Source organism: Roseibium porphyridii (assembly GCF_026191725.2).
Taxonomy (GTDB): Bacteria; Pseudomonadota; Alphaproteobacteria; order Rhizobiales; family Stappiaceae; genus Roseibium; species Roseibium porphyridii.
This window is the reverse complement of record NZ_CP120863.1, coordinates 644,962-665,540: the sequence shown is the minus strand read 5'-3', so window position 1 is coordinate 665,540 and position 20,579 is coordinate 644,962. Positions and strand designations below refer to the sequence as shown.

At 54.7% G+C, this 20,579-nt stretch carries 18 protein-coding genes; 6 read left to right on the top strand and 12 right to left on the bottom strand.

The features are described 5' to 3' along the window. Positions 1–15: 15 nt before the first annotated feature. The 6 genes from K1718_RS03210 to K1718_RS03185 all read right to left on the bottom strand — a co-directional run bounded on the left by K1718_RS03210 (position 16) and on the right by K1718_RS03185 (position 5,141). Positions 16–219: a hypothetical protein gene (locus K1718_RS03210; protein ID WP_265679768.1), complete on the bottom strand. Its 204-nt coding sequence runs from the start codon at positions 217–219 to the stop codon at positions 16–18. Beyond that, positions 216–1,076, bottom strand: a complete 861-nt coding sequence (locus tag K1718_RS03205) for a shikimate dehydrogenase (protein ID WP_265679769.1) — start codon at positions 1,074–1,076, stop codon at positions 216–218. The genes K1718_RS03210 and K1718_RS03205 overlap by 4 nt, the downstream gene beginning before the upstream one ends. Beyond that, entirely contained in the window at positions 1,073–2,368 is a 1,296-nt protein-coding gene (locus tag K1718_RS03200) for a TRAP transporter large permease (RefSeq protein ID WP_265679770.1), read from the bottom strand. Before K1718_RS03200 ends, K1718_RS03205 begins: the two co-directional genes overlap by 4 nt. Continuing rightward, on the bottom strand, positions 2,365–2,925 hold the full coding sequence (locus K1718_RS03195) for a TRAP transporter small permease (protein WP_265679771.1): 561 nt from the start codon (positions 2,923–2,925) through the stop codon (positions 2,365–2,367). Before K1718_RS03195 ends, K1718_RS03200 begins: the two co-directional genes overlap by 4 nt. Before the next feature lie 34 nt (positions 2,926–2,959). Further along, on the bottom strand, positions 2,960–3,970 hold the full coding sequence (gene dctP, locus K1718_RS03190; RefSeq protein WP_265679772.1) for a TRAP transporter substrate-binding protein DctP: 1,011 nt from the start codon (positions 3,968–3,970) through the stop codon (positions 2,960–2,962). Between the two features lie 97 nt (positions 3,971–4,067). Next, a complete protein-coding gene (locus tag K1718_RS03185) occupies positions 4,068–5,141 on the bottom strand; it encodes a Gfo/Idh/MocA family protein (RefSeq protein WP_265679773.1) in 1,074 nt (357 codons plus the stop codon). A 184-nt stretch (positions 5,142–5,325) separates the two neighbouring features. Between K1718_RS03185 and K1718_RS03180 the strand changes: the two genes are divergently transcribed. Beyond that, positions 5,326–6,000 (top strand): GntR family transcriptional regulator, encoded by a 675-nt coding sequence (locus K1718_RS03180; RefSeq protein ID WP_152499371.1) that lies wholly within the window; start codon positions 5,326–5,328, stop codon positions 5,998–6,000. A 36-nt stretch (positions 6,001–6,036) separates the two neighbouring features. On the opposite strand, the gene K1718_RS03175 is transcribed toward K1718_RS03180, so the two are convergent. After that, positions 6,037–6,348 (bottom strand): GFA family protein, encoded by a 312-nt coding sequence (locus K1718_RS03175; RefSeq protein ID WP_209006958.1) that lies wholly within the window; start codon positions 6,346–6,348, stop codon positions 6,037–6,039. Positions 6,349–6,524: 176 nt separating this feature from the next. Between K1718_RS03175 and K1718_RS03170 the strand changes: the two genes are divergently transcribed. Further along, a complete protein-coding gene (locus K1718_RS03170; protein WP_265679774.1) occupies positions 6,525–7,253 on the top strand; it encodes a helix-turn-helix transcriptional regulator in 729 nt (242 codons plus the stop codon). Positions 7,254–7,297: 44 nt separating this feature from the next. On the opposite strand, the gene K1718_RS03165 is transcribed toward K1718_RS03170, so the two are convergent. Next, positions 7,298–8,905 carry a GMC family oxidoreductase gene (locus tag K1718_RS03165; protein ID WP_265679775.1) on the bottom strand — a complete coding sequence of 536 codons (1,608 nt, stop codon included), beginning with the start codon at positions 8,903–8,905 and terminating at the stop codon, positions 7,298–7,300. Between the two features lie 164 nt (positions 8,906–9,069). Here K1718_RS03165 and ypfJ point away from each other — a divergent pair, with 164 nt between their 5' ends. The 4 genes from ypfJ to ftsY all read left to right on the top strand — a co-directional run bounded on the left by ypfJ (position 9,070) and on the right by ftsY (position 13,581). Continuing rightward, positions 9,070–9,966 (top strand): KPN_02809 family neutral zinc metallopeptidase, encoded by an 897-nt coding sequence (ypfJ, locus tag K1718_RS03160; RefSeq protein WP_265679776.1) that lies wholly within the window; start codon positions 9,070–9,072, stop codon positions 9,964–9,966. Positions 9,967–10,116: 150 nt separating this feature from the next. Next, on the top strand, positions 10,117–11,028 hold the full coding sequence (gene dapF / locus K1718_RS03155) for a diaminopimelate epimerase (protein ID WP_265679777.1): 912 nt from the start codon (positions 10,117–10,119) through the stop codon (positions 11,026–11,028). Next, positions 11,025–12,293 carry a tRNA (N(6)-L-threonylcarbamoyladenosine(37)-C(2))-methylthiotransferase MtaB gene (gene mtaB / locus K1718_RS03150; protein ID WP_265679778.1) on the top strand — a complete coding sequence of 423 codons (1,269 nt, stop codon included), beginning with the start codon at positions 11,025–11,027 and terminating at the stop codon, positions 12,291–12,293. The genes dapF and mtaB overlap by 4 nt, the downstream gene beginning before the upstream one ends. A 28-nt stretch (positions 12,294–12,321) precedes the next feature. Then, complete coding sequence (gene ftsY / locus K1718_RS03145) at positions 12,322–13,581, top strand: signal recognition particle-docking protein FtsY (protein WP_265679779.1); 1,260 nt, start codon at positions 12,322–12,324, stop codon at positions 13,579–13,581. An 85-nt stretch (positions 13,582–13,666) separates the two neighbouring features. Here ftsY and K1718_RS27585 read toward each other — a convergent pair whose 3' ends face one another. The 4 genes from K1718_RS27585 to K1718_RS03125 all read right to left on the bottom strand — a co-directional run bounded on the left by K1718_RS27585 (position 13,667) and on the right by K1718_RS03125 (position 20,562). After that, complete coding sequence (locus tag K1718_RS27585) at positions 13,667–16,423, bottom strand: autotransporter outer membrane beta-barrel domain-containing protein (RefSeq protein WP_265679780.1); 2,757 nt, start codon at positions 16,421–16,423, stop codon at positions 13,667–13,669. A gap of 415 nt (positions 16,424–16,838) precedes the next feature. Further along, entirely contained in the window at positions 16,839–17,801 is a 963-nt protein-coding gene (locus K1718_RS03135) for a hypothetical protein (protein WP_152499363.1), read from the bottom strand. Between the two features lie 8 nt (positions 17,802–17,809). Beyond that, entirely contained in the window at positions 17,810–19,471 is a 1,662-nt protein-coding gene (locus K1718_RS03130) for an ABC transporter permease (protein WP_152499362.1), read from the bottom strand. Next, positions 19,468–20,562 carry an ABC transporter ATP-binding protein gene (locus K1718_RS03125; RefSeq protein WP_265679781.1) on the bottom strand — a complete coding sequence of 365 codons (1,095 nt, stop codon included), beginning with the start codon at positions 20,560–20,562 and terminating at the stop codon, positions 19,468–19,470. The genes K1718_RS03130 and K1718_RS03125 overlap by 4 nt, the downstream gene beginning before the upstream one ends. Positions 20,563–20,579 lie beyond the last annotated feature (17 nt).

The window sequence follows — 20,579 nt, the reverse complement described above, 5'->3', positions numbered from 1 at the left end:
CACTCCAAAGTGATTTCAGGCTGACCCGCAACGAACCGATGCCCTCTGAAGAGCACGCGAGCGCACAGTTGCCGTCACGAAATGAACCCCCGTGGCTTTCTCATCAAAGGCCAGATAGTGCAGCCAGCGGGGTGGAATGGATCTCTTGTCCCACCACGCGGCAATCGCAACTGCGAACTCGAAGACCAGCCTGAACTGAGCGTTGCCAGGTACCTTCATGCTTCTGCCTCCAAGTCTTGGTCGGCCAGCAATGAGGCAAATACCGATCCCATTCGCGAAGTATCCGGTCGGCAATCTGTCAGGAGCCTAAAAGCGTGAACGGCCTGATTGAGTGCCATTGCGCCGCCATCCAGAACCTGACGACCCAGTTGGTGCGCAGCGCAAACAAGGTCGGTCTCCAAGGGGCGGTAAACGATGTCGGCAACCCAGGCCGTGGGACTGAATGAAGAAAGGTCGAAAGGCAATCCTGGATAGGAATACATGCCAACCGGCGTCGCGTTGACGACGCCGCGGTAACGTTGGAAATCAACATCTTCTGGAGTTACGGCACTGGTATCGGCGTCTGGTCGCGCTTCTTTCAACTGAGCAACCAGACACTCCGCTCGTTCTTTGTCCGTATCGACGAGCTGAAGTGCCAAAACCTTTTCATCGATCAGGGCCAGTGCAGTTGCCGCGCCTGCACCTCCGGCACCAAATTGCACGATCCTCTGACTGCGCAGGGGAAGCGAACTGTTCCTCATAGCTTCTCTGAACCCGGAATAGTCAGTAGAATGGCCAATACGGCAACCATCCCGGAACAGGACCGTGTTCACAGTTTTGATGTGCGCGGCGGCACCTTCCAGCCGGTCTACGAGCTGGCAGGTATGAACCTTGAAGGGATGGGTAATGTTCAGTCCGGCAAAGCTGCGTTTTTCGGCGTGATCCAGGATCTCGGACAAGGAGGCGCCCTTCCACCGGCCGGACGAAGTGTCGAAACGCTCATAACGATAGTCGATTTCCTGCGCGTGCCCTTCTCGCTCATGCAGCTCAGGGGTCAAAGATGGGCCTATTCCGGATCCGACCAGCCCGGCTCTCATCCCACGTACCCAAACAAACGTGGCAGGAACAAAACAATATCCGGAAAGACGATCAGCACCAGCAGAGCAAGCACCAGGACGCCGAGAAACGGCCAGATTTCACCGATGATCTCTCGAAGCGGGATCCCGGTTACCGCGTTGATGACAAAGAGCAGAATACCGTAAGGCGGCGTGATCAGACCGATCATGGAATTCACGACGACCAAAACGCCAAAATGCACCAGGTCTATGCCCAGCGCCTTGCATGTCGGAATGAACAGGGGAACGATCACAAGAATGATGGTTGTCGCGTCCAGAACGCATCCGAGCAAAAGCACCAGCAGATTGACCAGAAGCAGGAATACAAGCGGATGAACGTCAACGCCGGTCAGAAAGTCCGACATCATGCCGGGAATGTTTTCCGATACAACGATGAAGTTCAGGATCAGCGCTCCGCCAATAACAATTCCGACAGCTGCTGACGAGCGCGCACTCTCCACGAAAATGCGGTAGAGCGAATGGATCGTGAGCGCACGGTAAAAAAGGGCAGCCAGTAAAAGCGCATAAAAAGCTGCCACAGCAGCAGCTTCCGTGGGCGTGGTAACGCCTCCATAGATACCGTAAAGCAATATGGCCGGCATAAGCAGCGCAGGAAATGCATTGGCTGTGCGGCGCGGCAATTCGCGCAACGGAACCGGTTTCTCAAGTGCAAAACCTCTTTTGGCCGACAGATAGGAATTCATTCCCATCAGGACGGCTCCCATCACAAGTCCCGGCAATATGCCCGCGAGAAACAGGGCGCCTATCGACGCGTTGGAGACAAGTGCGTAAAGCACCATCGGGATTGACGGCGGTATGATGGGCCCGATTGTTGCGGAAGCTGCCGTGATTGCGGCAGCATATCCCCGGCTGTACCGGCCTTCCTTGGTCATCATCTCGATGATGATTTTTCCGATGCCCGCAGCGTCTGCGACCGCCGATCCCGACATTCCGGAAAAAATGAGCGATGCCACTACGTTGACATGCCCAAGCCCGCCGCGAAATCGGCCGACGGCAGCGACGCAGAAATTCAGCAATCGCTCTGAAATCGTGCCGGCATTCATGATGTTGGCCGCAACGATGAACAACGGGACAGCCAAGAGCACAAAGCTCTTATAGAGGCCTTGAAGGATCTTCTCACCGGTCAGAGCGATATCCAGCCCTCCAACGGCCAAATAAACGGTCGATGCCAGAATGATTGCGTAGCCGATCGGGGTCCCGATGCCCGCCAGAAAAAACAGGGTCAGGAGGCAGAGGGCAAGCTCGAGCGTCATACGGCTTCGTCTCCTTCCTGAATGGCAGGAAGGTCATGATCATGGCCCGGCAGTTCGTGATCGTTTTCCGGCGGCCCAAAGCGAAGAACATCGATGAACCGCCAGGCATATCTGGCCGCGACCACGATCATGAACAGTGCATAGATCGAAAAGATTGTCCGCATCGGGATCTTGTCACCCGTAAAAGGGTTTCTGACCGTCGTCGTCTTCCGGATTTTCATCCAGTCGATGTAGTCCCAGGTCGGCAGGAACGACCAGGCAAGACCGACAACAATGGCGGCTGCTGAGATCAGGGCCAATACACGCCGCAGTCTGGTCGGAGCCGCGAGATACAAGATATCGAATGTCACGTGATCTCGTTCACGAACCAGAAACGCGTTCCCGAAAAAGACAATCCAGACCCAGAGAATAAGACAGAGTTCAAGGGTCCAACCGAACGGTGCATGCAGCACGTAACGGGAAAAGATTTGCAAGAGAAACGTCAGAAACATCGCCGCCAGCATTGTGGCGGCGATGAACTCGGTGCCATGGGTGAACAATCTGGTAAACTGCCGCACCGCTGTCCCCCAATTGGTTCAAACGCAGTTGCGCTCAGTTTCCAAGTGCGTTGATTTTTTCCAGCACGCCTTCCGGCCAGCTTGCGGCGAATTCGCTGCCGACATATTGAGCCTGGACATGGTCGCGGAACGCAGTCAGGTCCGGCTCGTAGATCTCAACACCCTGCTCGGTGATGAAACTGGCAAGGCTGTCTTCCAGTTCAAGCTGCTTCTTGCGGCCGCTTTCTGCAGCTGCATCGGCTGCCTTTTGAACCACCTCCTGCTGTTCAGGCGTCAGGCTGTCCCAGACGGCCTTTGAAAAGGCGATGTAATTCAGGTCAACCAGATGCGAAGTCAGCACAATCTGATTTGTGACCTCGTAGAACTTTGCATCCACAACGGTCGGCAAAGGATTGTCCTGACCATCGACAGCACCGGTCGACAGAGCCGTATAGACTTCGGCAAACGACATGGGCGTTGGAGAAGCGCCCAGCGCTGATCCCAGAAACTGCCATGCATCCGTCCCTGGCATGCGCAGGTTCACGCCAGCAAGGTCTGCTGGTGTTTTGACGGTGAGCTCGTCCTTGGTCTGACGCAGGTTCACGTGCCGTCGGCCCAGATACATGACGGAGAGCAGTTTAACGCCGAGTTCATCCTCGACCTTCTTTTTGAAAGGATCCATCAGTGGATCGTTGAAGACCCGCACCTGATGTTCGGCATCCTGATGCACATACCCTGTAGCAAAAATCGAAAACTCCGGGAAAAACTGAGCCAGCTCCTGGGCGGAGGCAATCGACATCTCGAGATTGCCGCGGCTGATCGCTTCCAATTCCGTACCTTGCGCAAACAGGGTCGCGTTGTATCCCGGCTGGTAGTCTGCAAAATCCTTGACCATGGGTGCAAAGACTTCTGCCATCGCCACAGACCGCTGGTCAGTTTCAGAACCGGCCGTCGCAAGACGCAGCATAATGCGATCAGATGCAGCACTGCTTCCCATCGCTCCCGCCATCAGTCCGACGGCAAGTGATGCCGCAACAACGGCTCGTCTTGTGTATTTCAATGTCATCTCTTCCTCCCTGCGACGATTGCTTCGTCTTTCAGCACCAAGGATCTTGCTTGGTTTTCCAAATTATTCAATATGTTTTGAATAATATCTGATATTTTTAACTCGCCAACTCAACGCTTACCTGGTCCGACTTCAGCGCTACGGTTTCATCGTTTTCTGCAGAGTATTGAATCGCCTCAATGACTTGCAGAGACTTCAAGCCCTCTTCTCCTGCAACCAGTGGCTGGGCACCGTGCGCGATGACGTCCGCGAAGTTCTTGATCTGGTTCACCAACGGGTCGGTGGCGTCGCGCGTCAACGCTGTCGCCGACAAAGGCGACCACCAGTCGGGGTCACGTCCGGGGTAGTGCCAAAGCCGAAGGTCGGGAATGGACAATGACCCTCTGGATCCGCCGATGAGGTAACTGCTTTCCGAAGTCGGCGGATAAATCGGGTATTCGCGTGACGTCAGTTCCCAACTCCAGGGAGCGACGATACCGTCGGATACCGAGACAGTGCCAATTGCGCCGTTTTCAAGTTCCAACAAGGCACTTGCGACGTCTTCATTTTCAAAACCTCGTGCAGAGGGACTGGCGACAGCACGCACTGTGCGGATTTCACCGCACAGATACCTGATGAGGTCAATGTCATGCACGAGGTTGACGGCGATGGGGCCGGCACCGTTTTTCTTTCGCCACTCCGCTGTTTCGAAATAGTGATCCGGCTTGTAGAACCAGCATGTCGCCTGAACGGCGCGTATCTGGCCCAGATCTCCTGTTTCTATCGTTTTTTTGGCTCTTTCGATTAGCGGATTGTGTCGCCTGTGATGTCCCACCAGCAGCGGAACAGTCTTTTTGTTCGCGTGTTGCACTAGCACGCGTGCATCATCGGAGGTCGTCGCGATCGGCTTTTCAACAAGGACGGGACAACCGTAATCAATGCAGGTCATGGCCTGGGGCACATGCAGGCTGTTGGGGGTAGCCAGGATCATGCCATCGGCATGACTGCGCGCAAAAAACTCCTCTATGTTGTTGAAACAGGGTAGTCCCTGGTCTGCGGCAGCCTTTTGACCCGCCTCTCCCGGCTCGATCACGGCAACGAGGTCAACGCCCGACGTTGTCGCAATGGCGTCACCATGCCGTCGACCAACCAACCCAAATCCTGCAATCGCCAACCGGACGTTGCGGTCCATTTGTCCTCCCCAGTCCCGCTTTTGGCGCAAGGTCTCTGCTTGCTTGGGGCAAAGCTTAGGACAAAAACTATCGACTTGGCAATAATATCTGATATTTTTATTTTTGAATGATTTTATTTGAAATTGAAGACAGGCGAAACAAGTGGTAAATGCCTGACAATTCGGAGGGTCAGGGTGAAATGCGATGAGTGAAACGGCAAACACTGTCGGATCAACCACGTATCAGCGTATCAAGCGTGACATCATTTTCGGCGCATTGAAGCCGGGTGCGAAACTCAAACTCGATGCGTTGAAGGCGGTCTACAAGACGAGTCTGTCAACACTGCGTGAAACGCTTAACAGGCTTGCCAGCGAAGGTTTCGTTGAAGCCCCGGCTCAGAGGGGTTTCCTGGTTAAACCGGTCTCCGTGACCGATTTGAAGGAAATCACTCATTTGCGTGTCTTGCTTGAGTGCCACGCCTTGGAACTGTCGCTTGAAAACGGCGACACTGATTGGGAAGGAAACCTGGTCTCCGCGCATCACAAGCTGCATCTTATGGAACAGAAGATGCTTGACGGTGACACCTCAAAAAAAGAGATCTGGAAAAGATACGACTGGGAATTCCATCTCGCGATGATCCAGGCCTGCAATTCCGAAAACCTGCTTGCCTTGCATTCCATACTCTATGACAAGTACCTGCGATATCAGATGATCGTCCTGACAAATCGCGGCGAAGCGGCGGTCCAGGAACATCGTGACATGTTTGAAGCCGCGATTGCACGCGATGCTGAAAAAGCAAAATCCTTGCTGACACAGCATATTGAAAATGGGCTGGAACACACACTCGCTGCTATGGACCGAGGTGAACTGGTCGCCTGATGCAAGCAACTCGATCTCTTTAAGCGCCGATAGGCACTAGGCTTTTTCGTCTTGAGGCCCTGGTGCCCATTCTGGTTTTTCAGCGACAAATTCGTGAAATGAAGTGCGAATGCCGGGATCATCATCAAGGCAATGCGCGTTGATGGGGAACGTATCATCCTTGGAGAGCGGTTCTCCCAAGGATGTCCCGCAAGACCGGCAATAAGACCGGACATATTTGTAGGGCGGCTCTGGTTCGACGGTTTGAATGTCGTCCGCACCGCTGACAAGCCTGAACTGCTCGCGTTTTACAAACACCATAGTCGAAGTCCCCAGTTTACGGCATCTTGAGCAGTGGCATTTGCCCATCATGGTCGGCCGTTCATCAATGACGAATTGAACGGCGCCACAACAACAGCTTCCTTTGATTTCCATAGCAATTTCCTTCTGACATTGAAGCGATGCCAAGACTTAACATCCGGCTGCTGCCAACGTATTGTCAGCATCATGTCAGCATGTCAGACATTGTTTGAAGGGACATCGTGATGAGGCGCGGGGACCGTTTGTTCGAACTGATCGAAGTGCTCAGGCGGTCACGGCAGCCCATCTCCGCTGAGGTCATCGGAGAACAACTCGAGGTCTCGAAAAGAACCGTCTATCGCGATATTGCTGCGCTTATGGCGCAAAACGTCCCGATCCACGGCGAAGCCGGGATCGGTTATGTGCTCGAACCCGGGTTTCACATGCCGCCTCTTATGCTGACCCCGGACGAGATTGAGGCCGCTGTTCTGGGAGCTCAATGGGTCGCCACGCGTGGAGAGCCTGAACTGGCAAATGCTGCTGCCAATCTCATATCCAAACTTGAGGCAATAGCGCCCTCAGGTTCAGAAACGTTTTTTGACGCGCCCTCGACCAATGTTGCGCCTGTCGAACCACCCAAGGAAGGCCTGGATTCATCCAGAATTCGGACGGCGATCCGCAATCGCAACAAGATCTGGATCTCCTATCGCGATGACAAGGGCTCAACATCCGAACGAACCATCTGGCCATTGCTTCTCGGCTATCGGGACGCCGGCCGGATCATTGCCGCGTGGTGCGAGCTCAGGTCGGCATTCCGATACTTTCGAACAGAGCGGATCAACGCCGCGAATGTACTGCCGGACAGGATCCCCCAGCGTATGGATTTGCTGAGAGCAGAATGGCAGAAAGCAATGGCTTCCGAGCGGGAAAAATATATGGCCCCAACAGCCGTCGCGAGACAGGAAGAGCGCTGAAGGGAACGATCAAAATTCTTTGTGATTCAGACGCGTAGAATGTCTCAAGAACGGATCATATCGGCGGCCTTTTCGGCGATCATGATCACCGGTGATGCAGTATTGCCAGAGACGATTTTCGGCATGATCGACGCGTCAATCACGCGCAATCCCTCAAGACCGCGCACCCGAAGCTGCGGATCAACGACACTCGCCTCGTCGCTGCCCATCCGGCAGGTTCCCACCGGGTGAAATATCGTCGTTCCGATATCACCTATCTTTTCCAGCAATGTTGCATCATCGGCGACTTCGGGACCGGGAAGAATTTCTTGCGGCTGATAGATTTCCAGTGCCTTTGCAGTCATGATCTGACGCGCCTGACGCACGGATTTCAAGGCAACGTCCTTGTCTCTTTGGCTCGATAGATAATTGAGCCGGATATCTGGCTGGTCGGCGAGTTCTTTGCTTCTGATATGAACGGAGCCGACACTTTCAGGTCTGAGATTGCAGACCGACATTGTGATCGCCGGGAAGGGATGAAGCGGATCTCCCAATTTGTCCGTCGAAAGCGGCTGCACGTGATACTCAAGATCGGGAGTATCCAGAGCCGGATCCGACTTTGTAAAAATGCCGAACTGGCTGGGCGCCATAGACATCGGACCCGATTGAGTGAGTGCGTATTGCAATGCTATTTTTGCCTTTCCGAACAGGCTGTTCGCAAGCGTATTCAACGTTTTGACGTTCTTGACCTTGTAGACCGTCCGGATTTGCAAATGGTCCTGAAGGTTTTCACCAATGCCGGTCCGCTCGTGAAGAACGTCAATCCCCAGGTCTTTCAAGACCCGTCCCGAGCCGATCCCGGATAGCTCCATGATCTTGGGCGAGTTGATCGCACCTGCGGCAAGCAGAACCTCACGTTCTGCAACAGCCTCTAGAGAACGTCCTTTGTGTTGAAACCGGACGCCTTTGACCCGTTTGCCATCAAGTATGAGGTTCTTTGTTTCGGCGTGTGTGATCAGCCTCAGATTTGATCGTTTCAAAGCCGGCTTCAAAAACCCGCGCGCAGTGTTCCAACGCACGCCGTTCTTCTGATTCACTTCAAAAAAACCACTGCCCTCATTGTTGCCGTCATTGAAATCGCTGCGTGGTTCGATGCCGAATTCCCGAGCACCAGTTTGCACGGCATGAAGGATGTCCCAACTGACCCGCTGCTTGGATACCTTCCACTCACCGCCCGCCCCATGCAGCCCGGTGGAACCAGCATGATGGTCCTCCGATTTCAAGAAATACGGTAGAACGTCCTCCCAGGACCAGCCGACGTTTCCCAGCTGCCGCCAGTGGTCATAGTCGGCAGCCTGGCCGCGCATGTAGATCATGCCGTTTACCGAGGAACATCCGCCAAGAACCTTGCCGCGCGGGTAGAAGAGGCTGCGGCCGTTCAGTCCGGGCTCGGCGGCCGTCTTCATCATCCAGTCTGTGCGCGGGTTGCCGATGCAGTAAAGATATCCCACCGGGATCTGGACCCAATGGTAACTGTCCGATCCGCCGGCTTCCAGAAGGAGAACCCGAACCGACGGATCTTCGCTCAGACGGTTTGCAAGCACACATCCGGCCGTCCCGGCACCAATGATGATATAGTCATATGTTCCATCAAGCGGCTCCGACCGGGTCATTGAACTTCCATTTATCTGTTGCAGGCATTGACGATCTGACCGCCACTTTAGAGTGGATCATCTTTCCGGCCACCGAAAAAGCTGTCATTCGGACTAATGCATGACAACCACATGGATCGATCTGGTATATCGGGAGCGGATACTCAGACAAGGTATGACGTGCCATGCGATGGAAAGGCCGACGCGGCAGCAGCAACATTGATGACAGACGTGGTCGCAGCGGCCGGCGGCGGGCAAGATCGACCGGTGGACGCAGAATGCGAACCGGTGGTGGCTTGGGTGTCACCGGCATACTTGTCGTCGTCGGAATTGCCTGGTTGATGGGCATCAATCCGCTCACACTTCTGTCGCAGCTGGATGGTGGCGGAGGATTCGAAACACCGTCTTACCCGAGCCAGGCACCGAGCAGGCCTGCGGACGGCGAAACTGCTCAATTTGTTTCAGTCGTGCTCGCCGACACGGAGGAAACCTGGGGACGTATATTTGAAGGTCATGGTGGCAGCTATCCTGAACCGACCCTTGTTCTGTTCTCCGGTTCCGTCTCGTCGGCATGTGGATTTGCAAGCGCTGCAACGGGACCGTTTTACTGCAGCGCGGATGACAAGCACTATATCGACCTTTCCTTTTATCAACGCTTGGCCAACCAGCTGAACGCACCTGGAGACTTCGCCCAGGCCTATGTCCTTGCCCATGAAGTCGGCCATCATATTCAAAACGTACTGGGCGTATTGCCGGAATTCCACAAGGTTCGCAAAACCTTGAGCAAGGCGGAAGGCAATGCGTTGTCGGTGCGGGTTGAACTTCAGGCTGACTGTTATGCGGGCATCTGGGCTCACTTTGCTGCCAGGCAGCGCGGTTTCGTCGAAGATGGTGACATCGAGGAAGCGTTGAACGCGGCCAGCCGCATTGGTGACGACACGCTGCAACGGCAGGCCCAAGGATATGTGGTGCCAGAAAGTTTCAACCACGGAACCTCGGCACAGCGTGTCCGCTGGTTTCGCAAAGGCTTTCAATCCGGCCAGCTTGAAGTTTGCGACACCTTCAGCGCGCAGCACCTCTGACACCAGCGACACGAAGGCCGGCCGGCCAAATGCATAGCTGCTTCCAGAGGCGTGCCACTGGTAATTTACGGTGTTTTCAGCCATATAAGAGCAACTGTCTGACGGAAACGTCAGGCGTAACCCCACTCAAACCTTCGAAGTGCACTCGGTATGGCGTCTGAAACCAGACCCTTTTTGAAGATGAATGGCCTTGGCAATGATTTCGTGGTCTGGGACGCACGGGTAGATCCCTTGCGCTTGTCCCCGGAAGTCGTCGCACGTCTTGGCGACCGGGAAACCGGTATTGGCTTCGATCAGATGATCACCGTTGAGCGGTCCTCATTTGGCGTTGATGCATTCATGCGCATTCACAATCAGAACGGTGGCGAGGTGTCCGCCTGCGGCAACGCCACACGCTGCATTGGCCGTCTTCTCATGGAAGAAGCCGGCAAGGACCTGGTAACGATCGAGACGGCGGCCGGGCTGCTGCATGCCTTTGATGCCGAGGGTCCGCGTACCGTTACAGTCGACATGGGGAAACCGCGCTTTGAGTGGGATCAGATCCCGCTTGCCGAGGAATTTGCCGACACGCGCGCGATTGAGCTGCAGATCGGACCGATCGACGATCCGGTCCTGCACACACCGGCAGCTGTCAGCATGGGCAATCCGCATGCGATCTTCTGGGTCGACGATGTAGAAGGATATGAGTTGGAGCGGTTCGGCCCGCTTTTGGAACAACATCCGATTTTTCCCGAGGGCGCCAACATCTCTCTGGCACATATCTTCGATGAGGATCAGATCCGGGTAAAGGTGTGGGAGCGTGGCGTCGGCCTGACGCTCGCCTGCGGCACCGCCGCCTGTGCGGTTGGCGTTGCTGCCGCACGCGATGGCAAGACCGGTCGCAAAACCACCATTCATCTTCCCGGTGGACCGATCGGCATTGAATGGCGGGAGAGCGACGAACACGTCCTCATGACCGGCCTGACCGAAGTGGAATTCGAAGGTGAAGTCGATTTTGAAACACTCACCTGGCGCAAGACTGGAGCCGGCGACGCTTCGACGGAGGCGGAGGCGGCCTCATGAGCATTGACGTCGTGACTTTTGGTTGCCGCCTCAATTCCTACGAGTCGGAAGTGATGAAACGTGAGGCGGAGGCTTCTGGCCTCAAAGACGCGATTCTGATCAACACGTGCGCTGTCACGAACGAAGCTGTACGGCAGGCACGGCAGGCCGTTCGAAAGGCCAAGCGCGACAACCCGAACGCCCGCGTGATTGTTACCGGATGCGCCGCGCAGACCGAAACCGAAACCTTCTCCGAAATGGAGGAAGTGGATCTTGTCCTCGGCAATACGGAAAAGCTGGAACGCAAATCCTATCAAGACGTTGCCGCGTTCGGTATTTCAGGTTCCGAGCGGGTACGCGTCAACGACATCATGAGTGTCGAAGAAACGGCGGGCCACCTGATCGACGGCCTTACAGGCCGCGCGCGCGCCTTTGTTCAGGTCCAGAACGGATGCGACCACCGGTGCACGTTTTGTATTATTCCCTATGGCCGCGGCAATTCACGCTCCGTGCCGATGGGCGTCGTGATTGATCAGATCAAGCGCCTCGTATCGAATGGCTACAACGAGATTGTCCTGACCGGTGTCGATATCACCTCCTATGGCGCAGACTTGCCGGGCACTCCGAAACTCGGCACGCTGACGGCCAAGATCCTGAAAATGGTGCCCGCTCTCAAACGCCTGCGTCTGTCGTCCATTGACAGCATCGAGGCCGACGAGGATTTGATGCGGGTGATCGGTGAAGACGAACGGCTGATGCCGCATTTTCACTTGTCGCTGCAGGCAGGCGACGACATGATCTTGAAACGGATGAAAAGGCGCCACCTTCGCGAAGACACCATCCGCTTTTGTGAGGAAGTCAGGCATGTGCGGCCGGATGTGGTTTTCGGTGCAGACATCATTGCCGGGTTTCCAACAGAAACCGAGGCAATGTTCGAAAACTCGTTGAAAATCGTCGACGAATGCGGTTTGACGCATCTTCACGTTTTCCCGTTTTCACCGCGACCTGGAACGCCTGCGGCCCGCATGCCGCAATTGCCGCGCAATATTGTCAAGGAACGGGGTGCGCGCTTGCGCGCCAAAGGTGCCGACGCCCTGATCACACATCTGACTTCAGAGGTCGGCAAGACCAGGCCCGTCCTTGTCGAAAAGGAAGGGCTTGGCCGCACCGAGCAATTCACTCAGGTGGAACTGGCAGGCGGTATGGCGGGAGAGATTGTCGAAACCAGAATAATCGGTCATACCGGTCGACATCTTCTGGGCGAAGCCCTTTCCAAAGCGGCATAAGCAGCGACAGCAGTTTTAAGGCGGTTTCATGAGCGAGAAAAAGCGCGGATTTCTTGGACGGCTGTTCGGCGGCAAGGAGCCTTCTGAAGACCAGGCCGAAGCCTCGGCTGAGACACCCGTTGCAGAACCCCTCTCCGATGCAACAAGCGAAGTTGACCCGACTGTTGACGTCGAGATGGAAGTCCAGCCAGTCGCAGCCTTGAATGTGCCGCCACAACCCATGCCCCTGGATGCTGCTCAGAACCTCGGGCGGACAATGTCCTCGGTCCCATCCTCAACACCGTCGATGCAGGATATACTGCCGACGGATGTTTCGCTTGATGCTGAGTCCGATCCTGAGATCGCACCGCCAACACCATCGGAAGAACCGAAGCTATCCTGGTTCCAGCGTCTCAAAAGCGGTCTTTCACGTTCGTCCTCTTCGCTGACCGAAGGCATTGCCTCCATCTTCACCAAGCGCAAGTTGGACGCCTCCATGCTGGAGGAACTTGAAGACATTCTGATCCAGGCGGACCTTGGCGTTGATACCGCAATGGCAATCACCGACCGGTTGTCTGATGGACGTTACAACAAGGAAATTTCGCCTGAGGAAGTCAGGGCCATCCTCTCTGAAGAAGTGGAGAAGGTACTGGAACCCGTCGCCAAACCGCTTGACCTTGAAACTGGAAAATCGCCTCACGTTGTTCTGATGGTTGGTGTCAATGGCACCGGTAAGACAACCACGATCGGCAAACTGTCACAGCAACTGAGAGCGGGCGGCAAGAAAGTCATTCTGGCTGCAGGAGACACGTTTCGGGCTGCCGCTGTTGAGCAGTTGAAAATCTGGGGTCAGCGCACCGGCGCTGAAGTCGTGGCCCGCGACACCGGTGCCGATGCAGCAGGTCTGGCCTTCGACGCCATGCAGGAAGCGAAAGAAAAGCAGGCAGACGTTCTTTTAATCGACACCGCAGGACGTCTTCAGAACAAGGCGGAACTGATGGATGAGCTTGAAAAGGTCATCCGCGTCATCAAGAAACACGATCCGGACGCGCCGCACACGGTTCTGCTCACACTGGATGCCACCACCGGTCAGAACGCGCTCAATCAAGTTGAAATCTTCGGTAAAGTCGCCGGAGTGACGGGCCTTGTCATGACCAAACTGGATGGAACGGCACGCGGTGGAATTCTTGTGGCCATTGCGGCAAAATACGGCATGCCTGTACATTTCATCGGTGTTGGCGAGGGTGTCGCCGATCTGGAACCATTCTCCGCCAAAGACTTCGCCAGCGCCATTGCCGGACTGGCATAAGGGTTACGTGTGAGTGCTGGTCCAGAACGTTGTGTTCACGCATCGTGTTTGCGTCGGAACGGAGCTGGTTTCCGTCTCATAATCTTTAGAAAGCCAAGCTGCCTTTGAGCAGGAACCCGTGTTGCTGCGTATCTGAGGACAGTGCCCCTTCATACGAGAGTTTCAGGGCCGCGCCATTTTCAAACAGGGCTGTCGCGCCTACGGAAACATCGGCAAACACATTTCCGAAATCCGACGAATTGGTGAACGAACCGACGCCCGCAGGAGCATTTAGAAAATCGGCAGACAAGCTGCTGTCATCGTCTGGATAGAAGCTGACACCCGCACGTACGAAAGGCCTTAGGACGCCTCCCTCAGACAGGTTGATCTCATTCCCCAACTCCACTGAGGGCGTGATGGAATAGTACGTGTCGGAACTGCCGGAAACACTCAGATTGGCCGCCCCTCCACCGCGTTCCGTTACACTGCCTCGATGAAGATATGTGAAACCGATGTCGAGCTGCGGTTTGGCGAACCAGGTCCCGTGTTCAAACAAATACGCAGCCCGTATCTTTCCTGCGACGTGGGAAACCCTGTGTCCGGACGTGGCGACCAAGTTGAGCCCACCGAAATTGACGGTTCGGTCTGTATCATAATCGTCAATTCCACCGCTTATCGCAGTCGACAACAAGAGCGGACCGTTCTGGTATTTGACAGAAACGCCGGCGCTGAAGCGATTGCTCGTGCTGTCCGCATTGGAATCTGTGTTCAGTGAAGCACTTTCGTAACCAAGCCCAACTCCCGCGAACCAGTTGGGTGCAAATGACACCTGGGCACCACCGGCAATGCCGCCTGCATTCTCGTCATAGCCGATTGACTGGCCATCATTGTCTTGCCGGGTAAATCGACCCCGGGGCTGGACCCAAACGCATTGGCCCTGGTTGATGGCGCTCAGACCCTCTCCTGCCACGTCGCAGGAAAACAAGAGGTTTGAAAAGTTGTTTGCCGCGAAAAGAGAAGCCGTTTGGGTGCTTAGGAATACTTCCGCCGAAAGCTGATCGAGCGCGTCCTCATAAGCACCGGTGCTCGATACGTTGTTCAACAGGGCATTCAGGATAGGTTGCAGACCGCCCTGTCCCGCATCGAAAGCGGCATTCAGTCGATTGCCTATGCTGCGCTGATTTTCGTTGCCGGCTCCGGCCGAAAAATCGATTGAAGTGGTCAGGACGACATCGTTGGCGTTTGGAAATGAAAGGCCTGCCTGAAATGCCGGACTGACTTCGGCAAGACTGGCACCGGAGTTCGTTGTTCCACCGGTCGCAGACAGTATTGTTACAGAAACAGCGTCTCTCGATTGGTTTATTACATGCGGAGAAATCGATCCATCGAGTGTCGCCGTTCCAGACACATTGAGACGATCAGCAGAACCTGCAGTCGTATCGACTGTTATTGTCATGGTACCGGCGCTGGTCTGAATAAGGTTCCCGGTGATAGTGGTCGTGCCAACGGTCGATTCCCCACCAGGTGACAGGTTACCGGCATTGGTCAGGGTGTTGCCAGAACCCAGCGTAACAGTCGACCCGGAATTGAATGTTCCTCCCGACTGGTTGTTGAAGCTGTTGGTTCCCGCACCAAGGGTCACATTGCCAGTGATTGTGCCGGTATTGTTGACCGTGTCGTCGCCATCCTGGCCGGAAACGGCAAGGCCTGATTGCGCAGAAAGTGTCGCCGCGTTGTTGAGCGTGCTTGAAACACCAGACACACTTTCCAGCGAAACCCCGCTGCCAGAACCGGTTCCCCCTTGAACTGTCCCACTGTTCAAGTTGACAGTGCTCGAACCCGAAGAACCTATGATGGACTGAACCCCATGGCCCGTCGACGCCGCAATGTCGCCGGTGGAATTGACGACGACCGTTCCCCTTTCAGCTTCCGCTGTGATGCCATCTTCCTCAGCGGTGATATTGCCGACCGAGGTCACGCTGGTTGTTCCAGTCGTGCCTACAAGTTGACTTGTTTCAGCTTCGATACCGTCTTCGGTGCTTGAGACAATGTTCCCCGTTGAGTTCACGGTAACATTGAGCCTTGCCGAGGCCTCGATGCCCTCGTCTTCCGCCGTAATGTTTCCCGTAGATGTAACCGTCGCCTGCTCGCCTGAACCGGCCGTGGCATCAATGCCAATGTCCGTGCGGGCGGTGATATTTCCGGTTGACGTTACAAAAACACTGCCGCTGTTGCGGTTGAACGCGTTGATACCGTCATTATCCGCATCAATGTTGCCTTTGGACGTGACAGTGGTATCGCCCTCGCCTTCATGGCTCGCGTCGATGCCATTCCCGCTGCCCGCCGTGATGTTGCCCGTCGACGTAACGCTGAGGGTACCCTCGCCGAAATGGTCCGTGTTTATGCCATCCCGATCTCCGGTAACGTTGCCATTGGACGTAACGCTGATGTCTCCATCGACCCGGGCACTGAAGGTGCCGAGCCGGGCATCAATACCGTTCGCTCCGCCCGTTGCCGTAATTGAGAACGATCCGGTATCGCTATTGATTGTGATGTCTTGGGCAACGGAACTCTCAAACTCGATGCCGTCCACACCCGAAGCAGGCGCAATATCCTGGGTGACATTTTCAACTGTTAAAGACGTCAGAGGAGAATTGGCATCAATGCCGCTGGAAACGTCGCCGGTACAAGTTGCGCTTGTGCCTGAAACGGTACACGGTCCGGAACTTGGCGGCACTACGGTTTGAGACAGGACTGTTTTTGGCTCACCAACCAGCGCCAAACTGAAAGTAGCTGTCGCCAAAAGCAGGTTGCGTGAAAATGTCGGCCCGTTGCATGTCGACTTCATTGGACGCCGCATCATGCTGCTTCCTCCAGTCTTAGTGGCAGCAGATATTGTATGTTTCACCTGCTGCTTACACGACTAGGAATATTTGCCGATACATGCGACCAGATGACAAGATGAACTTGCTGAATTCGCTCAACTGTCAACATGGAATTCGCAATTACACCGTCTTGTCTAAAAATGCTTAACGGGCGGTTAACATCTTAGTCACCGTCGCCTTTCGAACGAGCCAAGGCTTCTCTCGGCCAAATACTTCAATCTGCTATCGTGTTGTTGACGCTTTTCTCTGCATTCCTGTAGGCGGGTCATCCGCACACGAAATCAGAAGGGCTGAACGAAACTGCGCCGATCGGGCAGTCTTCAAAGCCTGCCTCAACTAGTCGGAGTGTCACCTCTGGCTCCCGCTCCGGGTGAACTGTTCAGCAGGCGCACCTCAACCAACATTGCAGTCTGCAATAACGACAGTTCTGTCGTCGAAAAATTCCGATTTTGTGCCACCTTTGACGGTCGCAAGATCACAAATTCGATGAAAGTCCAGCTCTTCCGCCCGTTCAAATTCCTCTTCCCAAGCGGCAATTGTCGGTATGGAAGGCAAGGTTGCATAGCCATCACTGAAGACTTCAATAGTGTGAATTTCAGATTTGGGAATTCGCTCGTCTATCCAGTCGCCAAGTTTTGGGCTGCCGTTCGCCAGCACGTCGTAACAGAGCGCACTTCCTTCAACATTGGCAAACATGCCCTGCTTACAGATTCCGGACTTCAAGAAATCGCGCACCGCATCAGCTTCTGCAGCAAGATCCAGTGAGCGGATCGTGTCATGGATAATCTCGTCAGCTGCCGTTTCTGACAGGACGCCATCTCTAACGGCCGCCGACAAACCCAGGAAAATTCCACGGCGAGCGGTCAATTCTGTTGTCTCAGGATCAGATCCACCGTCTCTCAGGTGTTTGAACAGCGCCACTCGAGCATGTGTTGCGACATCATCGATCAGTTTTGAGTGCCTCAATATGGTATCCGCGTTGAGACGGATTCCACTGTCGCCAAGACAAAAGAGCCTCCATTGGTCACCGCAATCAATCGCCAGCGACAGCGTCGTCGCAGGCAACTGAGGCAGGTCGAACGGTTCCAGTTTCTCCGCATACATTTCGCAAATCCGGTCCACGAGCTGCCTTGCCGGCAGCTCTCTGTTCTTGCGGTCTAAGAACAGCTCTGAAACCACCTCTGCGGCGGTGAGTGCGGCCAACCGGGCTGCGGGAACTCCGGCGATAACGTTGCCGCGAACATCCGTTGCCCCATCGAAGACGCCAAGACAGACACCGGGCAACACAAGCGGAACATCGTCTCCGGGACGATCATTGTCGCGGTATTTGCAGCGTGAAAATACTTCAATATTCATGGAAAACCTTAGAGAAACGCGGAGTCACGGTTTTCAGTGAACCGGAAGACTGCGTAAACACAGACGCCGGTGCTGAGCAGTAGGATGGTGGACAAAGCAGCCGCAATGCCGAATTCGCCGTCAAGAACAGCCACATAGACCTGAACAGGCATCGTAATCGTCCCTGAATCGTAGATGATCAGGGTGGATGAAAGCTCGTTGATAGCTGTGATGAAACTCATAAGTGAGCCGACGATGATACCTGGAAGAATGAGCGGCACAGTCACTTTCATGAACGCGCCGAGCGGGGTTGCTCCCAGATTGACAGCCGCTTCTTCCAGAGAAGGCTTTATTTGTCGCAAGCTGGACGTCGTGGACCGAACACCGTAGGGAAGCCGGCGGATGAAATAGATCATGATCAGCAAGGTGGCGGCGCTGAATACGTCAGGAAATCCATTGCGGAAGACGGTGACAAAGCCAATTGCCATGACGACGCCTGGCACGAGATAGGGAACCATCATCAGGAAATCGATTGACGCCGCCGCCCTGGTCTCCCGTCGCACGATGACGTAACTGATCAGACCGGATGCGATTGTAATGAAGACCACTGCAGTAATCGCGAACAAAAAGCTGTTCGTTATCGCCTCGGGGGCATCTCGCCAGATGCGTTGATAGCTCTCAAGACCAAAGCCACCGACAAAGACAGGGCCATTGGTTTTAAGGAACGACGTATAGACCACGACCGCTGATGGGATCATCGCCAGGATGACGATGCCATGGCTCAAGACATGAACAAGAGCGTTCTTCCAGCCTTTGAGCCTCACTGGCACGGGAAGGTTGGTCAGGGAACTTGCATAGCGCCGTTTGGATAGAATCCGGCGTTGAGCCAGCAGGGCCAACATTGAAATTGCCATCATCAAGATTGAAACGGTCACCGCCATGGTTGGCGGGCCTCCGAGCTCAGACCGGTAAGCCGACAATGCAATGGTCGACAGGGTTCTAAATCCCCGCCCAAGTATGGCGGGTGTGCCAAAGTCCGCTATGGCCAGGACGAAGCAGATAATTGCTCCGGTGCTCACAGCCGGAAACACCAGGGGAAGCGTGATCTTGTAAAACCGCTGCCAGGGGCTGCAGCCGAGATTTTCCGCAGCGTCCTCAAGCGATTTGTTTACGGCGTTGAGCGCCGTCTGTGTCATCAAGAAAATGAACGGGAAGAACTTGAGAGAAAAAACCAGAATGATGCCATGAGCACCATAAATCGTGGGAACATCCAGTCCGAAATTGCCAAAAAAGTTGGTAACGACGCCGTTGGATCCCAGGATCATGATCCAGGCATAGGCGCCTATGAACGGCGGAGACACCAGCACCAGGATGGCAAGCGTCGAGATCAGTGCTTTGCCTTTGACGATGAACCTGGTGGTAAAGAACGCCAAGGGGACGCCGATCAGGCACGCGCCAATTGTTCCAAGGACACCTACGAACAGTGTATTTTTCAGGCCGTTGACGTAGTAGTTCCGCGTGAAAACCTCGATGAAATTGCCGAGCGTGAATTGCCCCGTATCCGGATCAATGAATCCCAGCAAAAGGACACGCAAAATTGGCAGGATAAGGAGAAGCGACAGCATCACGATGATCGCGATCGTGACGACTGTCCAGAAATCGAGTCTTTGACGCGACAGAGACAAATTCATCCGATCCGGCCCCCGAGAGCTTCTTTCTCAAAAAAAGAAAGGTTGTGGCGCTCAATGCGAAATTGCGCCTCACTGTCGAGTGGTAGATCAATTACGCTTGGATCTGATCGGCTTACGGACTTAAGGATCTCACCTTGCTCCGTAGTTCCAAAAACTTCCATTTCCCGGCCAATGAAACTTACCTCTTTGATACGGACCGGGATTGAAATTTCAGATTGATCGGTTGCGGACCCCTGTTTGCCTGGAATGACAGTTATGTCTTCAGGTCGGATCGCACACACAACATCACCGGAATGCTGATTTGGCAGATCCAGCAGGATCTGTTCGCTCCCGCATTTCAGGGCAGCCTCGGCACCGGAGCGCTCGACATCGATGAAATTGTTGGAGCCAACAAAGGACGCGACAAACCGATTGGCTGGCCGCAAATACACATCAAGCGGAGAAGCCGCCTGCTGAATGACGCCACCTTCCATGACACAGACAACATCTGAAAGCGCAAGGGCTTCTTCCTGATCATGTGTCACGTAGATTGTCGTGACACCTAGGTCCTGCTGAATGCGTCTGAGTTCCGCACGCAGATCGACCCTGAGTTTCGCGTCGAGGTTGGACAGCGGTTCATCCATCAAAAGCACTTTCGGCCGCACAACAATTGCACGAGCAAGGCCAACTCTCTGCTGCTGGCCACCAGACAGTTCATGAGGCATGCGGCCGGCAAATTTTCCGAGCTGAACGACCTCCATAACCTGATCAACCCGCTGCCGAATTTCGTTTGCCTCGATGCGTCTTTGCTTGAGGCCGAAAGCGATGTTGTCACGGACGCTGAGATGGGGGAAAACCGCATAGTCCTGGAACACCATGGCCACATCTCTTTGGTGGGCAGGCAAATGCCCAATGGAGCGTCCATCCACTGATATGTCGCCAGCTGATTGGCTGTGAAATCCAGCAATCGTGCGTAACAACGTGGTCTTGCCGCAGCCGGATGGGCCCAGCAGGGTGTAAAATGTGCCGCTTGGAATGGAAACATTAATGTCCGAAAGCGCGACCACGCTGCCATACAGTTTTCGAAGCCCGGATATCTCAACTGACGCCATGATAAATTCCTAAAAAT

Coding starts and splice junctions, on each gene's coding strand:
- K1718_RS03210 (WP_265679768.1), bottom strand. CDS start 219: ATGAAGGTACCTGGCAACGCTCAGTTCAGGCTGGTCTTCGAGTTCGCA.
- K1718_RS03205 (WP_265679769.1), bottom strand. CDS start 1,076: ATGAGAGCCGGGCTGGTCGGATCCGGAATAGGCCCATCTTTGACCCCT.
- K1718_RS03200 (WP_265679770.1), bottom strand. CDS start 2,368: ATGACGCTCGAGCTTGCCCTCTGCCTCCTGACCCTGTTTTTTCTGGCG.
- dctP (WP_265679772.1), bottom strand. CDS start 3,970: ATGACATTGAAATACACAAGACGAGCCGTTGTTGCGGCATCACTTGCC.
- K1718_RS03185 (WP_265679773.1), bottom strand. CDS start 5,141: ATGGACCGCAACGTCCGGTTGGCGATTGCAGGATTTGGGTTGGTTGGT.
- K1718_RS03180 (WP_152499371.1), top strand. CDS start 5,326: ATGAGTGAAACGGCAAACACTGTCGGATCAACCACGTATCAGCGTATC.
- K1718_RS03175 (WP_209006958.1), bottom strand. CDS start 6,348: ATGGGCAAATGCCACTGCTCAAGATGCCGTAAACTGGGGACTTCGACT.
- K1718_RS03170 (WP_265679774.1), top strand. CDS start 6,525: ATGAGGCGCGGGGACCGTTTGTTCGAACTGATCGAAGTGCTCAGGCGG.
- K1718_RS03165 (WP_265679775.1), bottom strand. CDS start 8,905: ATGACCCGGTCGGAGCCGCTTGATGGAACATATGACTATATCATCATT.
- ypfJ (WP_265679776.1), top strand. CDS start 9,070: ATGCGATGGAAAGGCCGACGCGGCAGCAGCAACATTGATGACAGACGT.
- dapF (WP_265679777.1), top strand. CDS start 10,117: ATGGCGTCTGAAACCAGACCCTTTTTGAAGATGAATGGCCTTGGCAAT.
- mtaB (WP_265679778.1), top strand. CDS start 11,025: ATGAGCATTGACGTCGTGACTTTTGGTTGCCGCCTCAATTCCTACGAG.
- ftsY (WP_265679779.1), top strand. CDS start 12,322: ATGAGCGAGAAAAAGCGCGGATTTCTTGGACGGCTGTTCGGCGGCAAG.
- K1718_RS27585 (WP_265679780.1), bottom strand. CDS start 16,423: ATGATGCGGCGTCCAATGAAGTCGACATGCAACGGGCCGACATTTTCA.
- K1718_RS03135 (WP_152499363.1), bottom strand. CDS start 17,801: ATGAATATTGAAGTATTTTCACGCTGCAAATACCGCGACAATGATCGT.
- K1718_RS03130 (WP_152499362.1), bottom strand. CDS start 19,471: ATGAATTTGTCTCTGTCGCGTCAAAGACTCGATTTCTGGACAGTCGTC.
- K1718_RS03125 (WP_265679781.1), bottom strand. CDS start 20,562: ATGGCGTCAGTTGAGATATCCGGGCTTCGAAAACTGTATGGCAGCGTG.